This is a genomic window from Arenibacter flavimaris, from assembly GCF_030291335.1.
GTDB lineage: Bacteria > Bacteroidota > Bacteroidia > Flavobacteriales > Flavobacteriaceae > Arenibacter.
Window position 1 is genome coordinate 129,872 of the sequence record NZ_JASWIM010000003.1, and the last position, 21,057, is coordinate 150,928.

Annotated in this window: 19 protein-coding genes; 1 reads left to right on the forward strand and 18 read right to left on the reverse strand. The window is 41.3% G+C overall.

Annotated elements, in window-relative coordinates:
* Window positions 1–139 precede the first annotated feature (139 nt).
* From QSE00_RS03840 to QSE00_RS03925, 18 genes are all read right to left on the reverse strand, one after another.
* Window positions 140–1,207 (reverse strand): M20 family metallo-hydrolase, encoded by a 1,068-nt coding sequence (locus QSE00_RS03840; RefSeq protein ID WP_286104919.1) that lies wholly within the window; start codon window positions 1,205–1,207, stop codon window positions 140–142.
* Between the two features lie 2 nt (window positions 1,208–1,209).
* Window positions 1,210–1,989 carry an acetylglutamate kinase gene (gene argB / locus QSE00_RS03845; RefSeq protein WP_110354589.1) on the reverse strand — a complete coding sequence of 260 codons (780 nt, stop codon included), beginning with the start codon at window positions 1,987–1,989 and terminating at the stop codon, window positions 1,210–1,212.
* Between the two features lie 206 nt (window positions 1,990–2,195).
* Window positions 2,196–2,324, reverse strand: coding sequence for a hypothetical protein (locus QSE00_RS03850; RefSeq protein ID WP_286104921.1), 129 nt, complete (start codon window positions 2,322–2,324; stop codon window positions 2,196–2,198).
* Between the two features lie 19 nt (window positions 2,325–2,343).
* The gene (locus QSE00_RS03855) at window positions 2,344–3,288 is read right to left on the reverse strand and encodes a Rossmann-fold NAD(P)-binding domain-containing protein (protein ID WP_110354588.1); all 945 of its coding nucleotides are present in this window, start codon (window positions 3,286–3,288) and stop codon (window positions 2,344–2,346) included.
* Window positions 3,289–3,292: 4 nt separating this feature from the next.
* Complete coding sequence (gene proB / locus QSE00_RS03860) at window positions 3,293–4,054, reverse strand: glutamate 5-kinase (protein ID WP_110354587.1); 762 nt, start codon at window positions 4,052–4,054, stop codon at window positions 3,293–3,295.
* 35 nt (window positions 4,055–4,089) lie between these two features.
* Window positions 4,090–5,286, reverse strand: a complete 1,197-nt coding sequence (locus tag QSE00_RS03865) for a glutamate-5-semialdehyde dehydrogenase (RefSeq protein ID WP_110354586.1) — start codon at window positions 5,284–5,286, stop codon at window positions 4,090–4,092.
* A complete protein-coding gene (locus QSE00_RS03870; RefSeq protein WP_286104923.1) occupies window positions 5,283–6,410 on the reverse strand; it encodes an aspartate aminotransferase family protein in 1,128 nt (375 codons plus the stop codon). The genes QSE00_RS03865 and QSE00_RS03870 overlap by 4 nt, the downstream gene beginning before the upstream one ends.
* Window positions 6,411–6,469: 59 nt before the next feature.
* Window positions 6,470–7,264 (reverse strand): pyrroline-5-carboxylate reductase, encoded by a 795-nt coding sequence (gene proC / locus QSE00_RS03875; RefSeq protein ID WP_110354584.1) that lies wholly within the window; start codon window positions 7,262–7,264, stop codon window positions 6,470–6,472.
* Between the two features lie 108 nt (window positions 7,265–7,372).
* Window positions 7,373–8,347: an N-acetyl-gamma-glutamyl-phosphate reductase gene (gene argC, locus QSE00_RS03880; RefSeq protein WP_110354583.1), complete on the reverse strand. Its 975-nt coding sequence runs from the start codon at window positions 8,345–8,347 to the stop codon at window positions 7,373–7,375.
* Window positions 8,340–9,530, reverse strand: a complete 1,191-nt coding sequence (argG, locus tag QSE00_RS03885) for an argininosuccinate synthase (RefSeq protein WP_110354582.1) — start codon at window positions 9,528–9,530, stop codon at window positions 8,340–8,342. The genes argC and argG overlap by 8 nt, the downstream gene beginning before the upstream one ends.
* A 43-nt stretch (window positions 9,531–9,573) precedes the next feature.
* Window positions 9,574–10,203, reverse strand: coding sequence for a GNAT family N-acetyltransferase (locus tag QSE00_RS03890; protein ID WP_286104924.1), 630 nt, complete (start codon window positions 10,201–10,203; stop codon window positions 9,574–9,576).
* Window positions 10,204–10,420: 217 nt separating this feature from the next.
* On the reverse strand, window positions 10,421–11,806 hold the full coding sequence (mptB, locus tag QSE00_RS03895; protein WP_353477436.1) for a polyprenol phosphomannose-dependent alpha 1,6 mannosyltransferase MptB: 1,386 nt from the start codon (window positions 11,804–11,806) through the stop codon (window positions 10,421–10,423).
* Between the two features lie 265 nt (window positions 11,807–12,071).
* Entirely contained in the window at window positions 12,072–13,556 is a 1,485-nt protein-coding gene (locus QSE00_RS03900; protein ID WP_110354579.1) for a cellulose synthase family protein, read from the reverse strand.
* Between the two features lies 1 nt (window position 13,557).
* Window positions 13,558–14,247 carry a glycosyltransferase family 2 protein gene (locus QSE00_RS03905; RefSeq protein WP_286104925.1) on the reverse strand — a complete coding sequence of 230 codons (690 nt, stop codon included), beginning with the start codon at window positions 14,245–14,247 and terminating at the stop codon, window positions 13,558–13,560.
* A 134-nt stretch (window positions 14,248–14,381) separates the two neighbouring features.
* Window positions 14,382–15,962, reverse strand: a complete 1,581-nt coding sequence (locus QSE00_RS03910; protein ID WP_286104926.1) for a 4Fe-4S binding protein — start codon at window positions 15,960–15,962, stop codon at window positions 14,382–14,384.
* 9 nt (window positions 15,963–15,971) lie between these two features.
* On the reverse strand, window positions 15,972–17,318 hold the full coding sequence (locus QSE00_RS03915) for an NAD(P)/FAD-dependent oxidoreductase (protein WP_110354576.1): 1,347 nt from the start codon (window positions 17,316–17,318) through the stop codon (window positions 15,972–15,974).
* Window positions 17,319–17,485: 167 nt separating this feature from the next.
* Window positions 17,486–18,532: a sensor histidine kinase gene (locus tag QSE00_RS03920; protein ID WP_110354575.1), complete on the reverse strand. Its 1,047-nt coding sequence runs from the start codon at window positions 18,530–18,532 to the stop codon at window positions 17,486–17,488.
* Window positions 18,532–19,218, reverse strand: coding sequence for a response regulator transcription factor (locus tag QSE00_RS03925; protein ID WP_110354801.1), 687 nt, complete (start codon window positions 19,216–19,218; stop codon window positions 18,532–18,534). The genes QSE00_RS03920 and QSE00_RS03925 overlap by 1 nt, the downstream gene beginning before the upstream one ends.
* Window positions 19,219–19,544: 326 nt before the next feature.
* Here QSE00_RS03925 and QSE00_RS03930 point away from each other — a divergent pair, with 326 nt between their 5' ends.
* Window positions 19,545–20,963 (forward strand): hypothetical protein, encoded by a 1,419-nt coding sequence (locus tag QSE00_RS03930; RefSeq protein ID WP_110354800.1) that lies wholly within the window; start codon window positions 19,545–19,547, stop codon window positions 20,961–20,963.
* Window positions 20,964–21,057: the final 94 nt, after the last annotated feature.

Sequence of the window (21,057 nt, forward strand, 5' to 3'; positions counted from 1 at the left end):
TTTTTTAAAGGTCAAATGTAGTTCGCCTTTAAACCTCTCTTATAAATAAACAGGTTCGTTCCGGCTCGGTTCATTTGATATTTTTTTATTGTTTTTTTTATAGGTCAATTACAATGAACAAACCAACATTGTTTATTGTTTATTGTTTCAAAAATCCTTGCAAGATCTTAATATACAAATCTATTCCCTCTTCTACTTCCGCCACATAAATAAATTCGTCAGCAGAGTGACTACGGGTGCTATCGCCAGGCCCCAATTTTAAGGACTGACAATAGAGGGCCGCCTGATCGGATAGGGTTGGGGAGCCGTAGCTACTTCTGCCCAAGGCCAAGCCCGACTGTACCAAAGCGTGATCCTTATTGATCGAGGATGAGTTTAGTCGTAACGAACGGGGCTTTACCTCACAGGGTGCTTCGGCAGTAAGTATGTCCGCTATTTCCTTGTTAGAATAGCAATCGTTTACCCGTACATCGATCACCAGATCCACATGACCAGGCACAACGTTGTGCTGGTTACCGGCATTCATCTGGGTTACCGTAAGCTTTACCTCGCCGAGCACTTCCGATACCTTTGGAAACTTATAATCCTTAAACCACTGCAATACTTCAATGGTATTGTAAATGGCATTATTATCGTTGGGGTGGGCGGCATGGGAGGGCGTTCCACTTACCTTGCCTTCAAACACCACCAAACCTTTTTCGGCAATGGCCAAATTCATCAGGGTAGGTTCCCCCACTATGGCCACATCAATTTTTGGTAGGATCGGCAACATACTGTTAAGACCGTTGGGACCGGAGCTTTCCTCTTCCGCAGAGGCCACGATCACTACATTATGGCTCAGGTTTTCCTGAGCGTAAAAATAGGTAAAGGTAGCGATCAGGGATACCAGGCATCCGCCGGCATCGTTACTGCCCAGTCCAAACAATTTTCCGTCCTCAATATGTGGATGAAAGGGATCTTTGGTATAGGCCGAATTGGGTTTTACCGTATCGTGATGGGAGTTGAGCAGCAGCAAAGGCTTGCTCTCGTCATAGTATTTGTTAAAGGCATATATATTGTTCTTCTCCCTTTTAAAAGGGATGTCGAAATGTGTAAACCATGCCTCAATGGCATCTGCCGTCTTATCTTCTTCGGAGGAAAACGACTGAATTGAAATCAATTTCTGTAACAGCTCAATAGCCTTTTCCGTAAGTTTTTGTTGATCCATGTTTATAAGGTAATAGTGGTAAATAAGGTAGCATTAGGGTTTAACATATCCAAGTCCCCAATACAGACCTTGCCCACATTTTTATGAAGCGCATGAAAGCAATTTTCCAATTTTGGCAGCATGCCATCCGCTATAATCTTCTTTTCCAATAATTCTTGGTAATTCTTAGGCTCCAGGTGTTTTACCACAGAGGTTTCGTCTGCAATATCCATCAACACCCCTTTCTTTTCAAAACAATAGTAGAGGGTGGTGTCATAATCCCCGCTCATTCCAATGGCCACTTCCGAAGCAATGGTATCGGCATTGGTGTTCAGCAACTGCCCTTCTTTGTTATGCGTGATGGCACAGAACACTGGAACAAATTTGGCCTGCAACAATTTGCCGATAGCCGCTGCATTTACTTCCTCTACATCTCCCGCAAATCCGTAATCGATTTGCCGTACCGGTCTTTTCACGGCCCGGATGGTATTGCCATCGGCCCCACTAAGCCCTATGGCGTTGGTACCTCTGGCCTGCAATTGGGCCACTATATTTTTATTGGCCAATCCACCATAGACCATGGTAATTACTTTTAGTCCCTCTTCATCGGTAATGCGTCTTCCTCCCACCAATTTGGATTCTATCCCCAATTTTTCAGCGATCTGGGTAGCCAGTTTGCCCCCGCCGTGGACCAATATTTTAGGTCCTTGCATAGCGGCAAAGGAATCTAGGAATTTGTTGAGTTCCACTTCGTTCTCAATAACGTTCCCTCCAATTTTTATTATCGATAGTTTTTGTTTCATGTCTTTTTATACTTCCTGCTTAGGTCTCTGTTTTTTCTGACCAGCTGTTTCAGTCCTTTCATTGAGGTCTCTACTCCGCTGTTGTGCAAAGTCTCCCGACTTCGCACTTTATAACCCTATCACACTAAACAACTAGTCTCTTGTTACCATTCAAAGTCTACTTCTCGGTATAATTTTATTTCGTTTCACTACATAAAATCATCTACCTACGTTTTCCATCCCTTCCGTCCTCTCCTCCTATCGTCGGAGAAGCCACCTTCCCTTGCCAAGGGAAGGAACCCTTTCTTATCGTCATTGTTCGATTGCCATTGTTCACTACCCAACTGTTTACTCATTACTGATAACTGTTCACTTTTAACCCTCCAAGCTCTCCAGCAACTTCTTCAGCACAATTTGTGCGGAATAGGTCCTATTATTGGCCTGTTGTATGGTCAAGGAATTATTGCCATCCAAAACCTCATCGGCTACCACTACATTACGTCTTACCGGTAAACAATGCATAAACTTGGCTTTGCCCAACTTTTTATTGGTCATGGTCCAATCCCTGTCCTGACTCACCACCTTCCCATAATCCTGGTAGCTGCTCCAGTTTTTTACATAAACAAAATCGGCATCTTCCAAGGCCTTGTCCTGATCGTACTCTATTTTGGTGCCCTTGGTCACCTCCGGATTTAAATCATATCCTTTGGGATGGGTAATTACAAAATCGGCATCCTGCAAATGCATCATTTCCACAAAGGAATTGGCCACCGCATGCGGCAATGCCTTCGGGTGTGGTGCCCAGGACAGGACCACTTTGGGTCTCTTCTTGGTGTTATTCTCTGCCAAGGTTATGGCATCTGCCAACGCCTGTAATGGGTGGCCCACAGAGCTTTCCATATTCACCACCGGAATACCGGCGTATTTTTTAAAACCGTTCATGACCACTTCTGCCTCATCCTGCTCCTTATCGGTCAAGGAGGCAAAGGCCCTAATGGCGACTATATCACAATATTGTGCCACTACCTGGGCCGCTTCCTTAATGTGTTCGGAGGTACCTTGGTCCATGATGGTACCATCTCCGTACTCCAAAGCCCATCCTTCACTTCCAAAGTTCATCACAATAACCTCCATCCCCAAGTTCATGGCCGCTTTTTGTGTACTTAAACGGGTTCTAAGGCTGTTATTGAAAAATAATAAACATATGGTCTTAGCCTGTCCCAAGGCTTTGAATTGAAGCGGATTCGCCTTTAATGATCTAGCTTCTTCTACCCATTGCGGTAGGGAATCGATATCTTTTAAGGATAAATAGTGTTGCATTTCTTTATTTTATGGTTGTAAAAGCAGTTTTGTTTTCTAGGGCATCAATAATAAAATTGTCCTTTAGGCCGTTCACGATCCAGGTTTCCACATGGGCCTGTCTGGCTATGTTGGCCGCCTCTATCTTGGATTCCATTCCCCCGGTACCATGGGAAGATTTGGAGCTACTGACCTCCTTTTGCAGCTCTATCAAATCGCCCACTAGTCGAATGGTTTCGGGCTTCTTATTAATGAACGATTCCTTGGTGTATATACCATTGGTATTGGTTGCAATGATCAACAGATCTGCCTTCATCAAGGCTGCGGTCAATGCTGCTAATTTATCATTGTCCCCAAATTGGATCTCATCGGTAGCTACCGTATCGTTCTCATTGATAATGGGAATAAAATTATTGGCCACCAGTACATTGATGGTATTGCAGATGTTTTCTTTGGAAACTTCCTTTTCAAAATCGGAATAGGACAAGAGACATTGGGAGGTAAACAAGCCCAATTCCCTAAAATTCTCTTGAAAAATTCGCATTAAATGGGGCTGACCAATGGAGGCCAAAGCTTGTTTAACGGTTATTTCCTGTCCGTTGTGTTCCAGTTTTACAAACTGTTTGGCAGCGGCTATGGCCCCCGAACTTACGATGATGAATTCGTAACTATCCTTTAGTTTCGCAATCTGCCTCCCTATATCCTCAATTTTCCCCCTGGAAATATGGTCCGTTTCCTTGGTGAGGGTGTTGGATCCTATTTTTAATAATATTCTTTTCTTCTGCATGTGCTTTTTTTTAGACCTAATGAAAGGTCCGGCTACTATCTTATTTGACCATCCCCCTTAATATACCATTTGTTGGTCACCAAATGTTGTAGCCCTATGGGGCCCCTTTGGTGCAATTTATCCGTGCTAATGGCCAATTCACCGCCCAGGCCAAATTGTCCACCATCGGTAAAACGGGTGGAAACATTGTGATATACCGCTGCGGAATCCACGGAATTCATAAAAAAATCGGCTCCTTGTTCTTCTTCGGTTACGATTACCGAGGAATGACCTCCACCATAGGTATTGATCTTTTCAACCGCTTCCTCCGTGCTTCCCACTTCCCCTATAAGGATCTTATAATCCAAAAATTCTTCATACCAGCTGTCCTCTGCAATAATCTCCGTAGTATCCACTGTACTGGCAAGGCTACTATCAACCAAGACCTCTACTTTTTTCACTTTTAATTCTGCTATCAAATCTTTTATAAATGCCTCCTTGTTGGGCAGTGCGCTATCTATCAATACCTTGTCCAAGGCATTACAGGCCGAGATCTTTGTGGTCTTGGCATTTAAGATAATAGACATAGCCTTTTTAAGGTCGGCCTTGGGGTGCACATAGAGGAAGTTATTTCCCCTTCCGCTGACGATTACGGGACAGGTGGCGTGTTTTTTGGTAAAAGCGATCAGTTTTTCCCCTCCTCTAGGAACTATAAGGTCTAACTTTTGGGTCGGTTTTTCCAAAAATGCTTGGGTCTGCGCCCGATCAAATTCCAAATAAGTGACCCAATCCTTGGAAATACCGTGTTGCTCCAAAGATTTATGCCAAAAATTGACCAATACCAAATTGCTTTGTAGCGATTCCTTTCCGCCTTTCAATAAAATTCTGTTACCGGATTTAAAGGCAATGGCTGCTGCCTCTATGGTAACATCGGGCCTGGACTCATAAATTATAAGAACGGTTCCAAAAGGGGCCGTTTTATTGCTTACGCGCATCCCATTGTCGTGGATGAAATTAAAACGTTCCAAACCCAAGGGATCATCCTGTCCCGCCAACTGCCGCAAGGATAGGATCATGCCATCTATTTTGGCTTCGTCCACCTTGAGCCGGTCATACATCGCCAAATCATCGCCATTATAGGCCTCGAGGTCTTTTTTATTGACCTCAAGGATAGTTTTTCGTTCCCCATCGATAAGCTGTGCCATGGTATTGAGCACCGCATTTCTTTGGGATATGTCTAAATTTAAACTCATGCCAATTCCTTTTTTAGGGCATCAAAAAATTGATCCAAATTTTCTTTGGTAATATTCAATGCAGGTAATACTCTCAAAACGTGTTTGTCACTGGCGCCACCGGTGAACATATGCTGATTATGGATAAGCTTCTTGCGTAGCTCCGCTACTTCAAAATCGAATTCCAGCCCCAGCATAAGACCCATTCCCTTTACCCTTTTTACTTGTGGAATGCTGGCCGCCTTTTCCTTAAAATACTCAAAAAGGTCCGCGGCATTTTCAATTAAATTCTCATTTTCGATCACTTCCAAAACCGCCAATCCAGCGGCACAGGCCAAATGATTCCCGCCAAAAGTGGTTCCCAACATTCCGTAAGAAGCTTTAATGCTCTCGTGGATAAGCACCCCGCCAATAGGAAATCCGTTCCCCATTCCCTTGGCTACCGTAATAATATCCGGTTTAATCCCGTAATGCTGAAAGGCAAAGAACTTACCACTTCTTCCATAACCACATTGCACCTCATCTGCTATAAGCAAGGCACCATTTTCCTTACAAAGTGCGGCTATATTTTGATAAAATTCTTGGGAAGGCCGATCTAGACCCCCTACCCCTTGAATGGTTTCTATAATTACACAACAGACATCCCCTTTTGAAATCTCAGTTTTAAAAGTGGCCAAATCCTCGAAAGGAAGTATGGTTACTTTTTGTTGCTTGTTGATAGGTGCGTTTATTTTTTCATTATCGGTAGCGGCCACAGCGGCAGAAGTCCTTCCATGGAATCCATGTTTAAAGGATATTACACGCGACTTACCTGTTTGGAACGATGCCAACTTTAGGGCATTTTCGTTGGCCTCCGCCCCTGAATTGCACAGGAAAAGGTTGTAATCTTCACAAGCGGAAAGTTCCCCTAATTTATGCGCCAAGGCTTCTTGGACGGGGTTCTGTACGGCATTGCTATAAAAACCGATCTTATCCAACTGATCCTTCAATCTTTTTACATAATGTGGATGGGAATGTCCAATCGAAATTACAGCATGTCCTCCGTAAAAATCCAAATACTCCTGTCCTTTGTCATCGGTGACTACGATTCCCTGTGCCGAAACGGGAGTAACCTTATATAATGGGTATACATCAAATAATTCCATCTTCTATATTGTATTATGAACCTCCATTGTCTTATAACCTTGTAGGTTTACGATAGAGGTTATCCTTTTTTTATTTCGTTTATCTTGTCAAATGAGGCCACTATTCCCCTGATCAGGGAGGAGCTTAATCCTTGGTGTTCCATTTCGTTCAATCCGGAAATAGTACATCCCCTTGGGGTGGTAACCTTATCTATTTCATTTTCTGGGTGACTGTCAGATTCTATCAACAAACTGGCAGCCCCGTTACAGGTATGCATGGCCAATTCCTGTGCTTCCTTGGCATCGAATCCCAATTGAATGGCCCCTTGTGTGGTAGCTCTTATCAATCGCATCCAAAACGCAATTCCACTGGCACAAATAACGGTAGCGGCCTGCATCTGGTCTTCCGGAATTTGCATGGAATGCCCCATACGGTTAAAGATGGCCTTGGCCAGGTCTACCCTTTTGGCCCCTTTCTCATTGCTGCAGATACAGGTCATGGATTTCCCCACGGAAATAGCTGTATTGGGCATGGCTCGAATAATATAATGATCTGGCCCTATAACTTCTTCCATTCGGGCAATACTAAAACCGGTAATGGTTGAAATAATAACATGTTTCTCCGTAAGGATGTCCTTCACCTCTCCCAATATTTTTACAAATTGGCCAGGCTGTACCGCAAAAATCAGGATATCGGATTTGGCCACCGCCTCCCTATTATCCGTAGTAGTGGTGACAATTCCATAATTTTCAATCTCCTTAAGTCCATTAAGACTTCTCTTGGTCAGGACCATGGAAGTGGCCCCATTGGTGCTCAAAATACCTTTGGCTATGGATAGACCTAAATTACCTGCTCCAATAATAGCTATTTTCATTCCTTATTTGTTATTTGTTTCATTCCCTAAACCAAGAGAATCCAATGGTTGATCAATTTGTTTGTCGGTCGGTCATAATATCACCATCAACCCCAGGGGGCAACGATTTTAAAATACGCCTGCTTTCAACTGCAGGCCTTCCGTTTCCTTAAATCCGAACGCCAAGTTCATGTTCTGCACTGCCTGCCCTGATGCCCCTTTCAATAGATTGTCTATGGCAGAGGTGATCAGCAGTATATTGTTATGCTTGTGCAAATGAATATGACATTGGTTGGTATTCACCACCTGTTTTAGGTTGATGTCCTCCTCTGTTACCTGGGTAAAGGCCGCATCCTTGTAAAACTCCCTGTACAGTTCATAGGCTTCTTCCAAACTCCCATCAAATTCGGTATAGGCCGTGGCCAATATCCCTCGGGTAAAATTCCCCCTATTGGGAAGAAAAAATAGTTCCCCGGTATTTTCCTGAAGACTGTGCAAGCTTTCATTAATTTCCCCTAGGTGCTGGTGCGTGAAGGGCTTGTACCAGGATACGTTATTGTTCCTCCAGCTAAAATGTGAGGTTGCCGAAAGGCTAACTCCTGCCCCTGTACTTCCAGTAACAGCATTGATATGTACCGGTTTATCCAACTTATGGGCTTTTGCCAACGGCAATAACCCCAACTGAATAGAGGTAGCAAAGCAACCTGGATTGGCAATATAGTTCGCTTTTTTTATTTCTTCCTTTTTTAGTTCCGGCAAGCCGTAGACAAAAGCCTTTCCATCCAGAACGGCATCGGCCTCCAACCTAAAATCATTACTTAAATCAATGATTCTTGTGTCCTTGGAAAACTCGTTTTCCTTTAAAAAACTCGTGGAATTGCCATGACCCAGACAAAGAAATACGACATCCACATCTTTGTTTACCTTTCCTGTAAAAACCAAATCGGTAACCCCCAACAGGTCTGGATGTGCCGTGGTAATCTTTTTACCTGCCCTTGTAGTACTAAAAACAAAATCTATGGTTGTATTAGGGTGGTTCAGGAGAATTCTAATGAGTTCCCCACCAGTATATCCTGACCCTCCTATAATTCCTACCTTAATCATTATGCTGGTTTACGTGATTATATATTTTTCCCGAATTGGAAAGTATCTTAATAAATCCTTTGGCATCATCTGCAGTCCATCCTTTGTTCATCTCTCCATAACTACCAAAAGAGGCGTTCATCAAATCGTGCGAAGAGGATATCCCGTCCAATTCAAATCGATAAGGGTGCAGGCTTACAAAGACATCACCACTAACGTTCTTTTGGGTATCGGTCAGGAAGGCCTCAATATTTCGCATTACCTCATCCAAATAATTTCCTTCATGCAACAACATACCATAGAAATTGCCCTGCATTTCCTTCTGATACTGTTGCCATTTGGTAAGGGTATGTTTTTCCAATAAATGGTGGGCTTTGATAATGATCAGGGAAGCAGGTGCCTCAAACCCTACCCTACCTTTAATTCCAATAATAGTATCGCCAACGTGTATATCCCTACCAATGGCATATTTGGAAGCTATTGCCTCCAATTTTATGATGTTGTTCACCGGGGTATCGTTATCGCCATCCACAGCAATTAATTCCCCCTTGTGGAAAGTAAGTTTCAACTGGGTGGGTTCCGTCTCCTGCAATTGGCTTGGATAAGCAGAGTCCGGTAAGGATTTGTGCGAGGTAAGTGTTTCCTCACCCCCTACGGAAGTTCCCCACAAACCTCTATTGATAGAGTATTTTGCCTTCTCCCATGGGTAATCTACCCCATTCTGTTTCAAATATTCAATTTCTACCTCCCGGGCCAATTTATTATCGCGAATGGGGGTAATAATTTCAATTTCCGGTGCAATGATCTGGAAGATCATATCAAACCTAACCTGATCGTTCCCGGCCCCTGTACTACCGTGGGCTATATATTTGGCACCTACTTTTTTGGCGTAATTAACAATTTCAATGGCCTGAACAATTCGCTCCGCACTAACCGATAAGGGATAGGTATTGTTCTTTAAAACATTTCCGAAAATTAAATACTTTACTACTTTTTCATAAAAGGTGTTTACAGCATCTATGGAAGTGTAGGTAGTAGCCCCCAATTCCAAGGCTTTTTTGTGAATGCTCTCTATTTCCTCCTTTGAAAACCCACCGGTATTTACACTAACGGCATGTACTTCAAAACCTTGATCCTTTGACAAATACTTTGCGCAATAGGAAGTGTCCAATCCACCACTATATGCTAATACTAATTTTTTCATGCTAAACTTATCTTATTGTTATATTCACAGTAGTATTGATCCACTACTTTGTTTTCTTATTCAGGAACAGACTTTCCTTTATACTTTTTAATCGTTGAAAAGCCTTGGAATTCAATTTTTCCTTCGGCTCCTGTTTAATCTCCTTGACTTTGGTTTCGGGGTCGTACAACATTCCGGTACAAAGGCACATTTTTTGTTCTGTCCTAGTAAGGATATCGAAATTTTTACAGGTCTGACAGCCCTTCCAAAACTCTGGATCAGTGGTAAGTTCCGAAAAAGTTACCGGTTTATAGCCCAGTTCATAGTTCATCTTCATCACTGCCAAGCCTGTAGTAATCCCAAATATTTTGGCATCGGGAAACTTACTTCTGGAAAGGTTGAAAATCTCCTTTTTTATTTGCTTGGCCAAACCCTGATTCCTGTAATCCGGATGTACTATAAGGCCCGAATTGGCTACAAATTTTTCATGTCCCCATACCTCAATATAACAGAATCCTGCAAATTTATCGCCGTCCAAGGCAATAATGGCATTGCCATTATGCAGTCTTTTTTGAATATATTCAGGAGTACGCTTGGCAATCCCGGTGCCGCGCACTTTGGCCGATTCCGCAATGGTATCACAGATGATCTCGGCATATTTAAAATGGGAATCGTTAGCAATAACAATCTTCATTGAATGTTGCTTTTAAAATTAAAATTATAATTTATTTTTTTTGAGAGGGAAATGGACTCACCTATTTCCATAAAAGAAGCGCACCCTTACGGGCGACGACGTGTAGGCGTAAATGAATATGCAAGGTTGGAAACCCTGTTTACGTTTAGTATGTAATATAAGTTATTCATTCTACCATCAAAAGTACAAATAAAAATGAATTTATGTGATTGATGTGCTAATTTTTACTAAATAGTATCTTTTTGTTATGTAATCTAACAATTTCATAAAACATAAATCCATATACTGCAATATATTCAACGGCCAACAGCCAATAATTCTCCCTAAACCCTTCATTGGAATAGGCCCAGTAGCTCAATACGATACTCAGGGACCAAACCATAGGGAACCTAAACTCTGTAAACAAGCTTAAAGTCAATAAGAAAATAATATACCATGGATGCACCGTTGCGGACAAAAAATAATATAAGGTAAGCACCCACAACATAGAGGTCAGCAAACTTGACATCTTTTTATTGTTCCTAAAAAACGTAAACAGGGCTACTGAGGCAATAACGATTATCGGGGTAATCTTTCCATAATCCTTGATAAGTTCCCAAGGCTTGACATCGAAATTTAGGGCCACTTTCTTTATGGCGTTGTACAGCCCTGCATTGAATTCAAAATTGGAGAACCACAGCCCTACCGTCTGCAAGTAATTATTTGCAAATTCCTGGGAATAGAACGGGAGTATTAAAAGGACCGTTGTTAAACCCACAACCGCATAGAATGGAATACTTTTCTTAAACCCGAAATACTTTAAGAACAAGGGCAGAAATAGCAATGGGACCAATTTAATAGAGATGGATAGCGCGTATACAACAGCTGCCAACAACCATTTCTTATTGAAGAGAAGACAAATAGCCCAGACAAAAAAGAACAACATCACCCCTTCAAAATGCAGATTCCCCGTTAGTTCCAAAACAACCAAGGGATTTAAGAAATACCAAAAGATCAGATGGGTGGATTTATTAAGCTTTTGCAGTAATTTTCGACCGAAATACAGGATTCCCAAATCGGCCAAAATTATAATGGTTCTCATGACCAATACGCTGCCCACTATACTCTTTCCCGACAACCAGGTGGACAACGCAAAAATAAACTGATTCAATGGAGGATAATTACTGTAATTTGATGCACTGAGGCTGCCCATGCCACTCACCAATTCTGCGGCATTGTGCATGAGGTGGCCGTTTTGAATTATCAAGTCCTTAGGAAGATGAAGGTAGGGACTTATCCCAATATTGATCAATTGCCCGTCCCAGATAAATCTATAAAAATCCTGTGAAAGATTAGGTTCTGCAAAAAGTAGCAACAACCGGAAAAGTGTCCCGGAAATAGCCAGAAACTTAAAGTTCCATTTTTCAAATTGTATCAGCTTATAGCATAAAAAAAACAACCCCAAATAAAGACTCAGCAGCTTCATAAAATCGGGCCGGTCCAAATGGTAACCAAAGGAAATATAGAAGAGGATGCTAAGCAGCACCATTAAAATTGGAATCCTATGGAGTTTCCAATAAGAAATGGCCCTTTGGATCATGGTCGTCTGGTGGTTTTTGGTCACTTTATTAATTCAGCAATCTCCCAAATTTAAATGAAATTATCAAATAACTATACTTCCAATTTTGATTTTGGCAATAGAAAGCTGATTTTTTTAAAATTCAGGAATGACGACAAACAAGATCATTGCTCCAACATCGGCGCAAAAGAAATCCTATTTATTTCTTAACTAAGGGTTTAGGAACATAAATCCGATGAATAATTTCAAAAGTAAAAAAGCCCTTTCTTTAACAAGAACAGGGCTTTTGAAAAACGTTTATAAATATTATTTATGCCCTTGCCATAAGGGATTTGAAGAATACATAACCGAAGCCCAAAAATAACATAAAGTGAAATGGGAAAAGTCCAAAATCATTCAAAGGAATGGCACTGTACATTCCAAAAAGGAAGTAAAGCATTAAGGCCGCTTCCAAAATCATATTGGGAGAAAGCTTGGTAGCCAGATATTTATTCCCCTTCCAGCTGTCCTTTATACTGTTCAAATTAAATTTTGGGGTCCTGACAAACTCAGATCTTTTACCCATATGACCTTCCAGGACTGCAATGGAGTTGTGCAATGAAAATCCAAGGGCCACAGAGAAAAAGGTAAAAAAGATTTTTATATAGTCTACAAAATTATCAAAACTACTACCCTGTATACTCTTATAGGTAAACCAATAACAAACGAAAAGGATAATAGTACTTAAAATAAAAAACTTGGTGGCTTCAAAAATCCACCCCAAGTGATCATAAGTATTTTTAATGTACATCATGGGAATGCTCAGCAATGCCACCAAAAATACACAAAGGAACATGGAGCTATTCAACAAGTGCATCACCCCGTGAAATTTGGTCTTGAACGAGATGTTCTTAGCGGAAATAACACTCCAAACCGTTTTTCTAAAGTTTTCGGCCCCACCTTTGTTCCAACGAAATTGCTGGGAACGGGCAGCACTGATTACTACAGGAAGTTCTGCAGGCGTCTCTACATCCTCCAAATATTTAAATTTCCAATTCTTTAATTGGGCACGGTAGCTAAGATCCAAGTCCTCGGTCAGGGTATCTCCTTCCCAATTTCCGGCATCCAAAATACATTCTTTTCTCCAAATACCTGCCGTACCATTAAAGTTTATAAAATGGCCCTTGGCATTACGTCCTACCTGTTCCAACGTAAAGTGGGCATCCAAAGCAAAAGCCTGTATACGGGTCAGAGTAGAATATTCCCTATTGATATGTCCCCATCTTGTCTGAACAACACCAATTTCCCTATCTTTAAAATAAATAACGGTTTTCTTTAACCAATCACTGGAAGGCAAGAAATCTGCATCGAAAATGGCAATAAATTCTCCTTTAGCCTTATCCAGTCCTTCTTTTAAAGCACCTGCCTTATAGCCTTGCCTATTGGACCTTCTAATATGTTGTATATCCAAGCCAGTCTCCTGAAGGGCTTTTATTCTCTTGGCAGTGTCCAGTACGGATTCGTCCGTTGAATCGTCCAATACCTGAATTTCCAATTTACTCAAAGGATATTCTATTTTCGAAATATTGTCCAACAAACGCTCCACTACGTATTCCTCATTATAAATTGGAAGTTGTATGGTTACAAATGGTATTTCTTTTGGATCCAATAAATTGAATTTTGGAGCCTCCTTATTTCTCCTTTTATAACCCAGATAGTTGACCAATAAATTAAGCTGGGCCAAGCTATAAAAAAATATTAATAATAAGGATATACTGTAAATCGCAATGATAAAGTAAGTAATTGTTAGTCCCATTTTATTTTAAACTATATTTAAATATCCAACCCAGGATTTTTATGCCTGCAAATATACTACCTTTTACAGTACCTGATACTTTTGATATGCCAATTCTTTTTTTATAACGCACTGGTACTTCGGTATATGTAAACTCTTTTTTTAGAACTTTCAACTGCATTTCCACGGTCCATCCGTAAGTCTTATCCTCCATTTCCAACGCCAAAAGCTTATTGTACTTTATGGCCCTAAACGGACCCAAATCAGTATAAGAAGCTCCAAAGAACCATTTCATTAAAGTGGTGGCCAATGCATTGCCAAAAACCTGTTGTGGCGTCATGGATCCTTCTTCCCTCAGGCTCTTTGTTCTGGCACCGATAACAAAATCCAAATTGTTTTCCAGTATAGGCTTTACCACTTTGGAGAGTTCCTCGGGATAATCCGAATAGTCTCCGTCCATAAATACGATAATATCGGGTGTTTTGGATTGTTTGGAAATATAATTAATTCCCCTTAGGCAGGCATAGCCATATCCCATCCTATCCTCGGTGAGGACAGTGGCCCCGGCCTCCTTGGCATTAAGGGCCGTATCGTCTGTAGAATTATTGTTTACAACAATTATTTCAGAAACAATTTTAGGAATTTCCTTTATAACGTTCGCAATGGAATCAGCTTCATTATAGGCAGGGATAATTACTTTTATATCGGTCATTAGCGTAGTTGAAGGGTCATTCTTATTTATCCATGGTTACCCATTGTTTTGATAGCGCAAAGGTATCAATACTTTGATCAATCCATGGAGCTACCCCAAGGTTTGCAACAATTATTTCTACCTCCACCAAATGCCTATTTATTATTGACCAACTCCATTAGATCAACATCGTTCCCCAAAAGCACTTCCGTGGGATTTATTCTTCCCTTGAGCGGTCCATTTTCCAATTTTAAGACCCCCCTAGGACAAACGGCGGAACAAATGCCACAGCCCACACAGCTGGACCTGACAATGTTTTCACCTTTTTGGGCGTATGCCCTGACGTCTATGCCCTGCTCACAATAGGTAGAACAATTGCCACAGGAGATACATTGACCGCCGTTGGTGGTAATCCTAAAGCGCGATTTGAACCGCTGTACAAATCCCAAATAGGCCGCCAAGGGACAACCAAACCTACACCATACCCTATTCCCAAAAATGGGGTAAAATCCGGTACCGATTACTCCTGCAAAAAATGCTCCGATCAGAAGACTATAGGTATTTTGCACACTTTGTGTTTTTAAACCCAAGACGGTGCCAGACTCGGTGAAGAAACTGTAGAGTGTCATCATGGTCATTCCCACGGCAAAGACCAATACCCCGTGCACCAACCATCTTTCCACTTTCCAAGAAAAAAGCGACTTGCTCGAATGCTGTCTATAGGGATCTCCCAGAGTCTCTGCCAATCCACCACAACCACAGACCCAGGAACAGTACCATCGCTTTCCAAAAAAGTAGACCATAACGGGCACAATTACCAAAGTAAGCACTATGCCCCAAACTAAAATAAAAAGTCCTATACCCCCACTGTTCAATAAGGATTTTAAATTCCATTGGAAGAAGAAATCATAGTCTAACGGAAATGCATTTTTAAAATCGTAATACGGCATCTGCAGCCGTACCATTATTTCTGGAATAAGAAAGGCAAAGACAATTTGAAAGAACAATACAGAGGTGGTCCGTACCATCTGGTACATATTGTACCTGTATTTAATATACATTCTTACGGCCATAACCGTCATTACCGTACAATACATAAAGCCGTACACAAACCAATGTCCGGCAGGATTTCCACTTAGAAACCCACTGATAGGATCCACTAGGTAAGTCCAATTTACGGCAAATTCCGAGCGGAAATAAAGTACCAAATAAAAGGAAACCAGAAAAACGAAGACCAACCAGGCAATCCATCCCCTATTGGTGGCATTTTCATGGTAGATCCCATTATTTTTTATTCCCTTTTGCCCTAACAAAACCACATTGGGAACAATAAAAAGTAAAGCCCCTATAATTCCCAGACCAAAGGTCAGAAACCACATTAATCCCTTGTTTTCCACTATAAACCCACTCCCAGAGGCCTTGCCCACCGTGGCAGCCAAATCATGCGGCCCCGTATAGATAATCTTTTTATATTCCTTGTTTTTTCTATGTTGTGCATTGGCGGCCTCCAGTGCCTGAGTTATTTTGGGCGATAATGAAAGCATTCCTTGAAACTGTTTGCCAACCACATTTTCTTGCATCCGGTCTATAAAAAATTCGCTTGAAATTCCTTTTTCCCGAATTATTTGATCCATTGTCGCAGGGGTCACCTTAAATTCCCCGATAAAGGGTAGAATGGTAAATACGGTAAGGACTATCAAAAAAATGAAGAGTCCTATTTTTTTTATTATTTGCATCTTAAGACTTTATACGTTGCTAAAAATTCGTTTCCAACTTTTCTTTTTGGGCCTTATGTTCGTACCATAATGGGAGTTATAGCAGGATATAATGGCTTGCTCATATTCCGCGTAGAATTCAGGGTCAAAATTGGCATCCTTTAAATATTCCAACACATAGGATACACTTCTTTTCTCTGTAAGCCATCGGTCCAAAATCTCGTGGCGCATTCGAATTCCAAAGGTATTGATCCCCAAAAACAGTTTAGTATCCCTGTGGAAGGCGATGGTGACACATATTTTCTCCTTGGGATGCCGCCAATGAAAATGCTGTTCATGGTCTTTTTTGGCTCTTTCGCTAAATACCCATCCATAAGTTTGATACTCTATATCCAAAAATTTTGCGGAATTGAACCAATGGCCAGGATTATAGGCCGTTTTGTTACCGCAAATTGTCTGGGCCAACGTTTCCCCCATCATTCTTCCCGTATACCAAACGGCCTCCACCGGCCTGCGGTTGCCTATGGATTCATGTTGTTCGGCACAGTCCCCTATAGCATAGACATCGGTTATATTGGTTTCCAAGAAGTTATTGACCTTTACTCCTTTACCTAGCTCAATTCCAGAGCCTTTTAGAAAATCAATGTTTGGAGCAACCCCTGCGGTTAGCCCCACCACCGTACATGGGATCATCTCCCCCTTATCCGTAACCACTGCCTTTGCCCAACCATTTTCATCCGCAATAATCTCCTTTAGATTGGTGCCCAATTTTAGATCTATATGATGTTCCAAAATGTGTTCATTGATCATTTGGGATTCACCTTCGGGCAGGACTCCGTTCCAAAAGCTGTCCTCACGGACTAAAAAAGTAACAGGGATATCCCTACTCCTAAGCATTTCCGCCAATTCGATCCCGATTAATCCGCCCCCAACGATTACTGCCCTCTTACAAACTTCATTGTTTGGCGCATTGGTCTCCAACAATTCCAAATCCTGTTTGGAATACAATCCCTGTACCCCCTTCAAATCCTGTCCTGGCCACCCAAACTTATTGGGTTTGGAACCTGTGGCAATAATGAGTTTATCATATCCCATTTCCTCGGAACCATTTAATATTAGCTTTTTATTGGCCGTATCTACTTGGGTTACATAACCATGAACCAGATTCAATCGGTTTTTTTTCCAGAACCAATTTTCGTAAGGCTGGGTATGCTCAAACTTCATATGGCCCATATAAACATACATCAAAGCCGTTCTAGAGAAAAAATAATCGCTCTCAGCTGAAATAATGGTGATTTTTTTGTCGGATAGTTTTCGGATATGGCGCGCCGCCGTAATACCGGAGATTCCATTACCAATAATAACAATATGTTCCATAAGGTTTAGGTTGATAACTATTAGGTCGTATCTAAAGATAATAACTTAATCGTTCCCCATTAATTTAGAATTATTCAAGGTAACGGTAAATTGCTTTAATGAAGTCATTGGAAAGGACCAGAGGTTGGCATTGAATAGAGAAATCCGTACAATAGTGCCGCTCAGGATTATTTGGTGGTCTTTTCCAAAGTAAAAGAAAATTCGGACCCTATATCGATTACACTTTCCACATAGATCTTCTCATTGTGGGCCTCTATGATATGTTTTACAATTGCCAATCCCAAGCCAGACCCACCTTCGGCCCTACTCCCACTTTTATCGACCCTGTAAAATCTTTCGAAAATTCGGGCAAGGTTTTGTTTGGAAATGCCCTCACCATTGTCGGTCACCCGGATAATCACCTTATTTTTGATTAAATTCTCCACACTCACTTCGGTAGTACCGTTCTGCTGCCCATATTTAATGGAATTGACCACCAAATTTGTAATGACCTGTTGTATTTTTTCCTTATCGGCCTTAACAAAGATTGGATCCTTATAATCCATGTCAAAGGTCAGGGTAATATTCTTTTTAGCGGCTTTCATTTCCAAAAGCTCAAAAACATTCTGCACCAGTTCCAAAATATCAAATTCCTCTATCTCCAAATTTAGGTCCCCAACTTCCAATTTGGTTATAAGATCCAAATCCTTAACAATGTAGATAAGTCGCTCTACCCCCTTATTGGCGCGTTGAAGATACTTTTTCCTAAGACTTTTATCGTCCATAGCACCATCCAAGAGGGTTAAAATATAGCCCTGGACCGTAAATAATGGTGTTTTTAATTCATGGGAAACGTTACCCAAAAAATCCTTTCTATATTCCTCCCGGATTTTTAAGGTATCTATTTCAATTTTTTTGTCCTTGGCAAACTTCTCTATTTCATCAGTCAGGGACCGCATATCCGTTGTAATGGTCTTGGGAGCCAAAGAGGTGGACTCCAAGAGGGATACATCATTATAAATACGCTCTATGTTACGGTAGATAAATTTTTCTATCCTTAATTGTACTACAAGAAATGAAATAAAGGAAGAAGTTACCAAAATAACCGCAAGGAGTTGCCAATCCATGGAACCACTGTTCCACAAAAATATTCCCAGGACTGTAGTTAAGATAAATGAAATTAGAATTGTAGTACGTAGGGCAAACCTATATGATTTTTTAATCCTCGTTACCATTATAGTACAAACTTATACCCTACCCCTTTTACCGTTTTAAAATGATCATCCCCAATTTTTTCTCGAAGTTTTCTAATATGTACGTCAATGGTCCTACCACCAACAACCACTTCATTGCCCCATACCTTATCCAGGATTACCTCCCTTTTAAAAACCTTGTTCGGCTTGGAGGTCAATAACGCCAGGAGTTCAAACTCTTTTCTGGGAAGAACAATCTCCTCTCCCTTGTTAACAATTTTATATTCCTCCCTATTTATGGTAATCTCCCCAACGTTAAAGATATCTTCTACCTCCTGCTCCTCATTCTTTAACCTTCTTAGCAAAGCCTTTACTTTGCTCACCAAAACCTTAGGCTTAATGGGCTTGGTAATATAATCGTCCGCACCTGCATCGAAACCGGCCATTTGCGAATAGTCTTCGCCCCTAGCGGTGAGGAATGTAATCAAGGTATTTTCCAAACCTTCGGTACGCCTAATAATTTCACAGGCTTCAATACCGTCCATTTCTGGCATCATTACGTCTAAAATAATTAAGTGGGGCTTCTTCTTTTTTGCCTTTGAAACCCCCTCCATACCATTTTTTGCAGTAATAACCTCATACCCCTCGGCAGACAAGTTATAACTTACAATTTCTAGAATATCCGGTTCATCATCCACCAAAAGTATCTTAATGTCCTTTTTTTTCATGCCATATTTTTTTTGTCCATAAACGGTCATCTGCAACCTATTCCCTTTGGAAGCGGAGGTTACTGTGGTCTATCACAACCCTTAACAGGAACCAATTTAACCATGCCCATTTAGCCTTAATATTTATTGGTTATCCGCGCCAAAAGTAAAGATAATACTATTACACCAAACCACTTAACACGGATTTAATATAGTAACATTTAGATAACATTAAGCCAACAAACTATTAATCTGAGGGTAACGCGACTTTTACAGTTGGGTCATTTATTTGCCATGTTTAAATAAAACAAGTGAACTCAAAAATGAAACCGAAAAATTCAATTGAAATGAAAAAACTATTATTATCCGCATTGGCCATAGGTGCCTTAGCATTTACGTCCTGTAGTAATGATGATGAACCGCCAATAGCTGAAACAGTAGCTACCTGTAATGACGGAATTCAAAACCAGGGAGAAACTGGTGTTGATTGCGGCGGACCTAATTGTCAGCCATGTACAGAAGCAACGGCTACTTGTGAGGATGGCATCCAGAACGGAGATGAGACAGGCGTGGACATAGGTGGTTCATGTGCCGAAATTATTACAGTTTCTGGAGAAATAAGCACCGACACTACTTGGTCTGCAGACAATATATATCTATTGGCAGGCAAAGTTGTTATTGGAATAGGGAAAACCTTGACCATTGAGCCAGGCACTATCATTAAAGGCAAGCCGGGTTCAGGATCTTTGGCATCTGCTCTGATTGTCCAAAGAGGATCTACCATTATGGCCAACGGTACGGCCGATAAGCCAATTATATTTACAGCCGAGGCAGACAATATAGGTGTTGGACAGGCAGCTGGAACCAATTTGGACTCCAATCAAAGAGGACTATGGGGCGGACTAATTGTTTTGGGAAGAGCTACCGGTTCTTTCAAAGGCGATGTAACAGAGGTACAGATTGAAGGTATACCTGCCGATGACACTTTTGGACTTTACGGTCCTGGGGATGCCTTGGACGATGATGACAGTTCAGGAGAATTGGAATATATCTCCATTCGCCATGGTGGTGCTTTGATCGGGGAAGGAAACGAAATCAACGGCCTTACCTTAGGTTCAGTGGGTCGTGGCACCAAGATCGAAAATATTGAAGTTGTTGCCAATGTTGATGATGGTATCGAATTTTTTGGAGGAACTGTAAACACAAAGAATCTATTGGTTTGGGCCCAGGGCGATGATGCTTTGGATATTGACCAAGCTTATTCCGGAACTATAGACAATGCGGTAGTAATATCAGGTGAGGCTTCAGACCATGCTTTTGAAATTGACGGTCCGGAAGGTTCCATCAACGGTTCCTTCACCCTGCAAAACGCCACTATTTTTGGCAGTTCAACGGCCGCCGATGGTGAGTATGCGGATTACAGAAGTAATGCTATGGGAACCACCAAGAATATCTACGCCCTTGGATTCCAAGATGGAAAAGATGTGGAATTGGACGCCAATGATGTGGCCCAAAACTTCTTGGACGGCGAATTAAAATTCGAAGCCTGGCAAATTGTAGGTTTCAACAACAGTATTTTCGCTGAAAAAGTTAAAAAAGATGACGACGGAAACGAAGTGGAATCTAAAATAATCCTTGATCCAACTTTTACGGAAAGAGCTGCAGACTGGACCACACAAGTTACCGATGGTGCCCAGACGGTAGGTGCGGACCTGACGGTATTTTCCTGGACCTATGCAAGTGCTAAAGCTGGTTTGGGTTTCTAACAGAAACTATACACCCCTTTAAAACAACAATCAATTGCTCGCCCAAACATAATGGCGGGCATTTGGTTTATTACGATTTAACTATCAATTACTT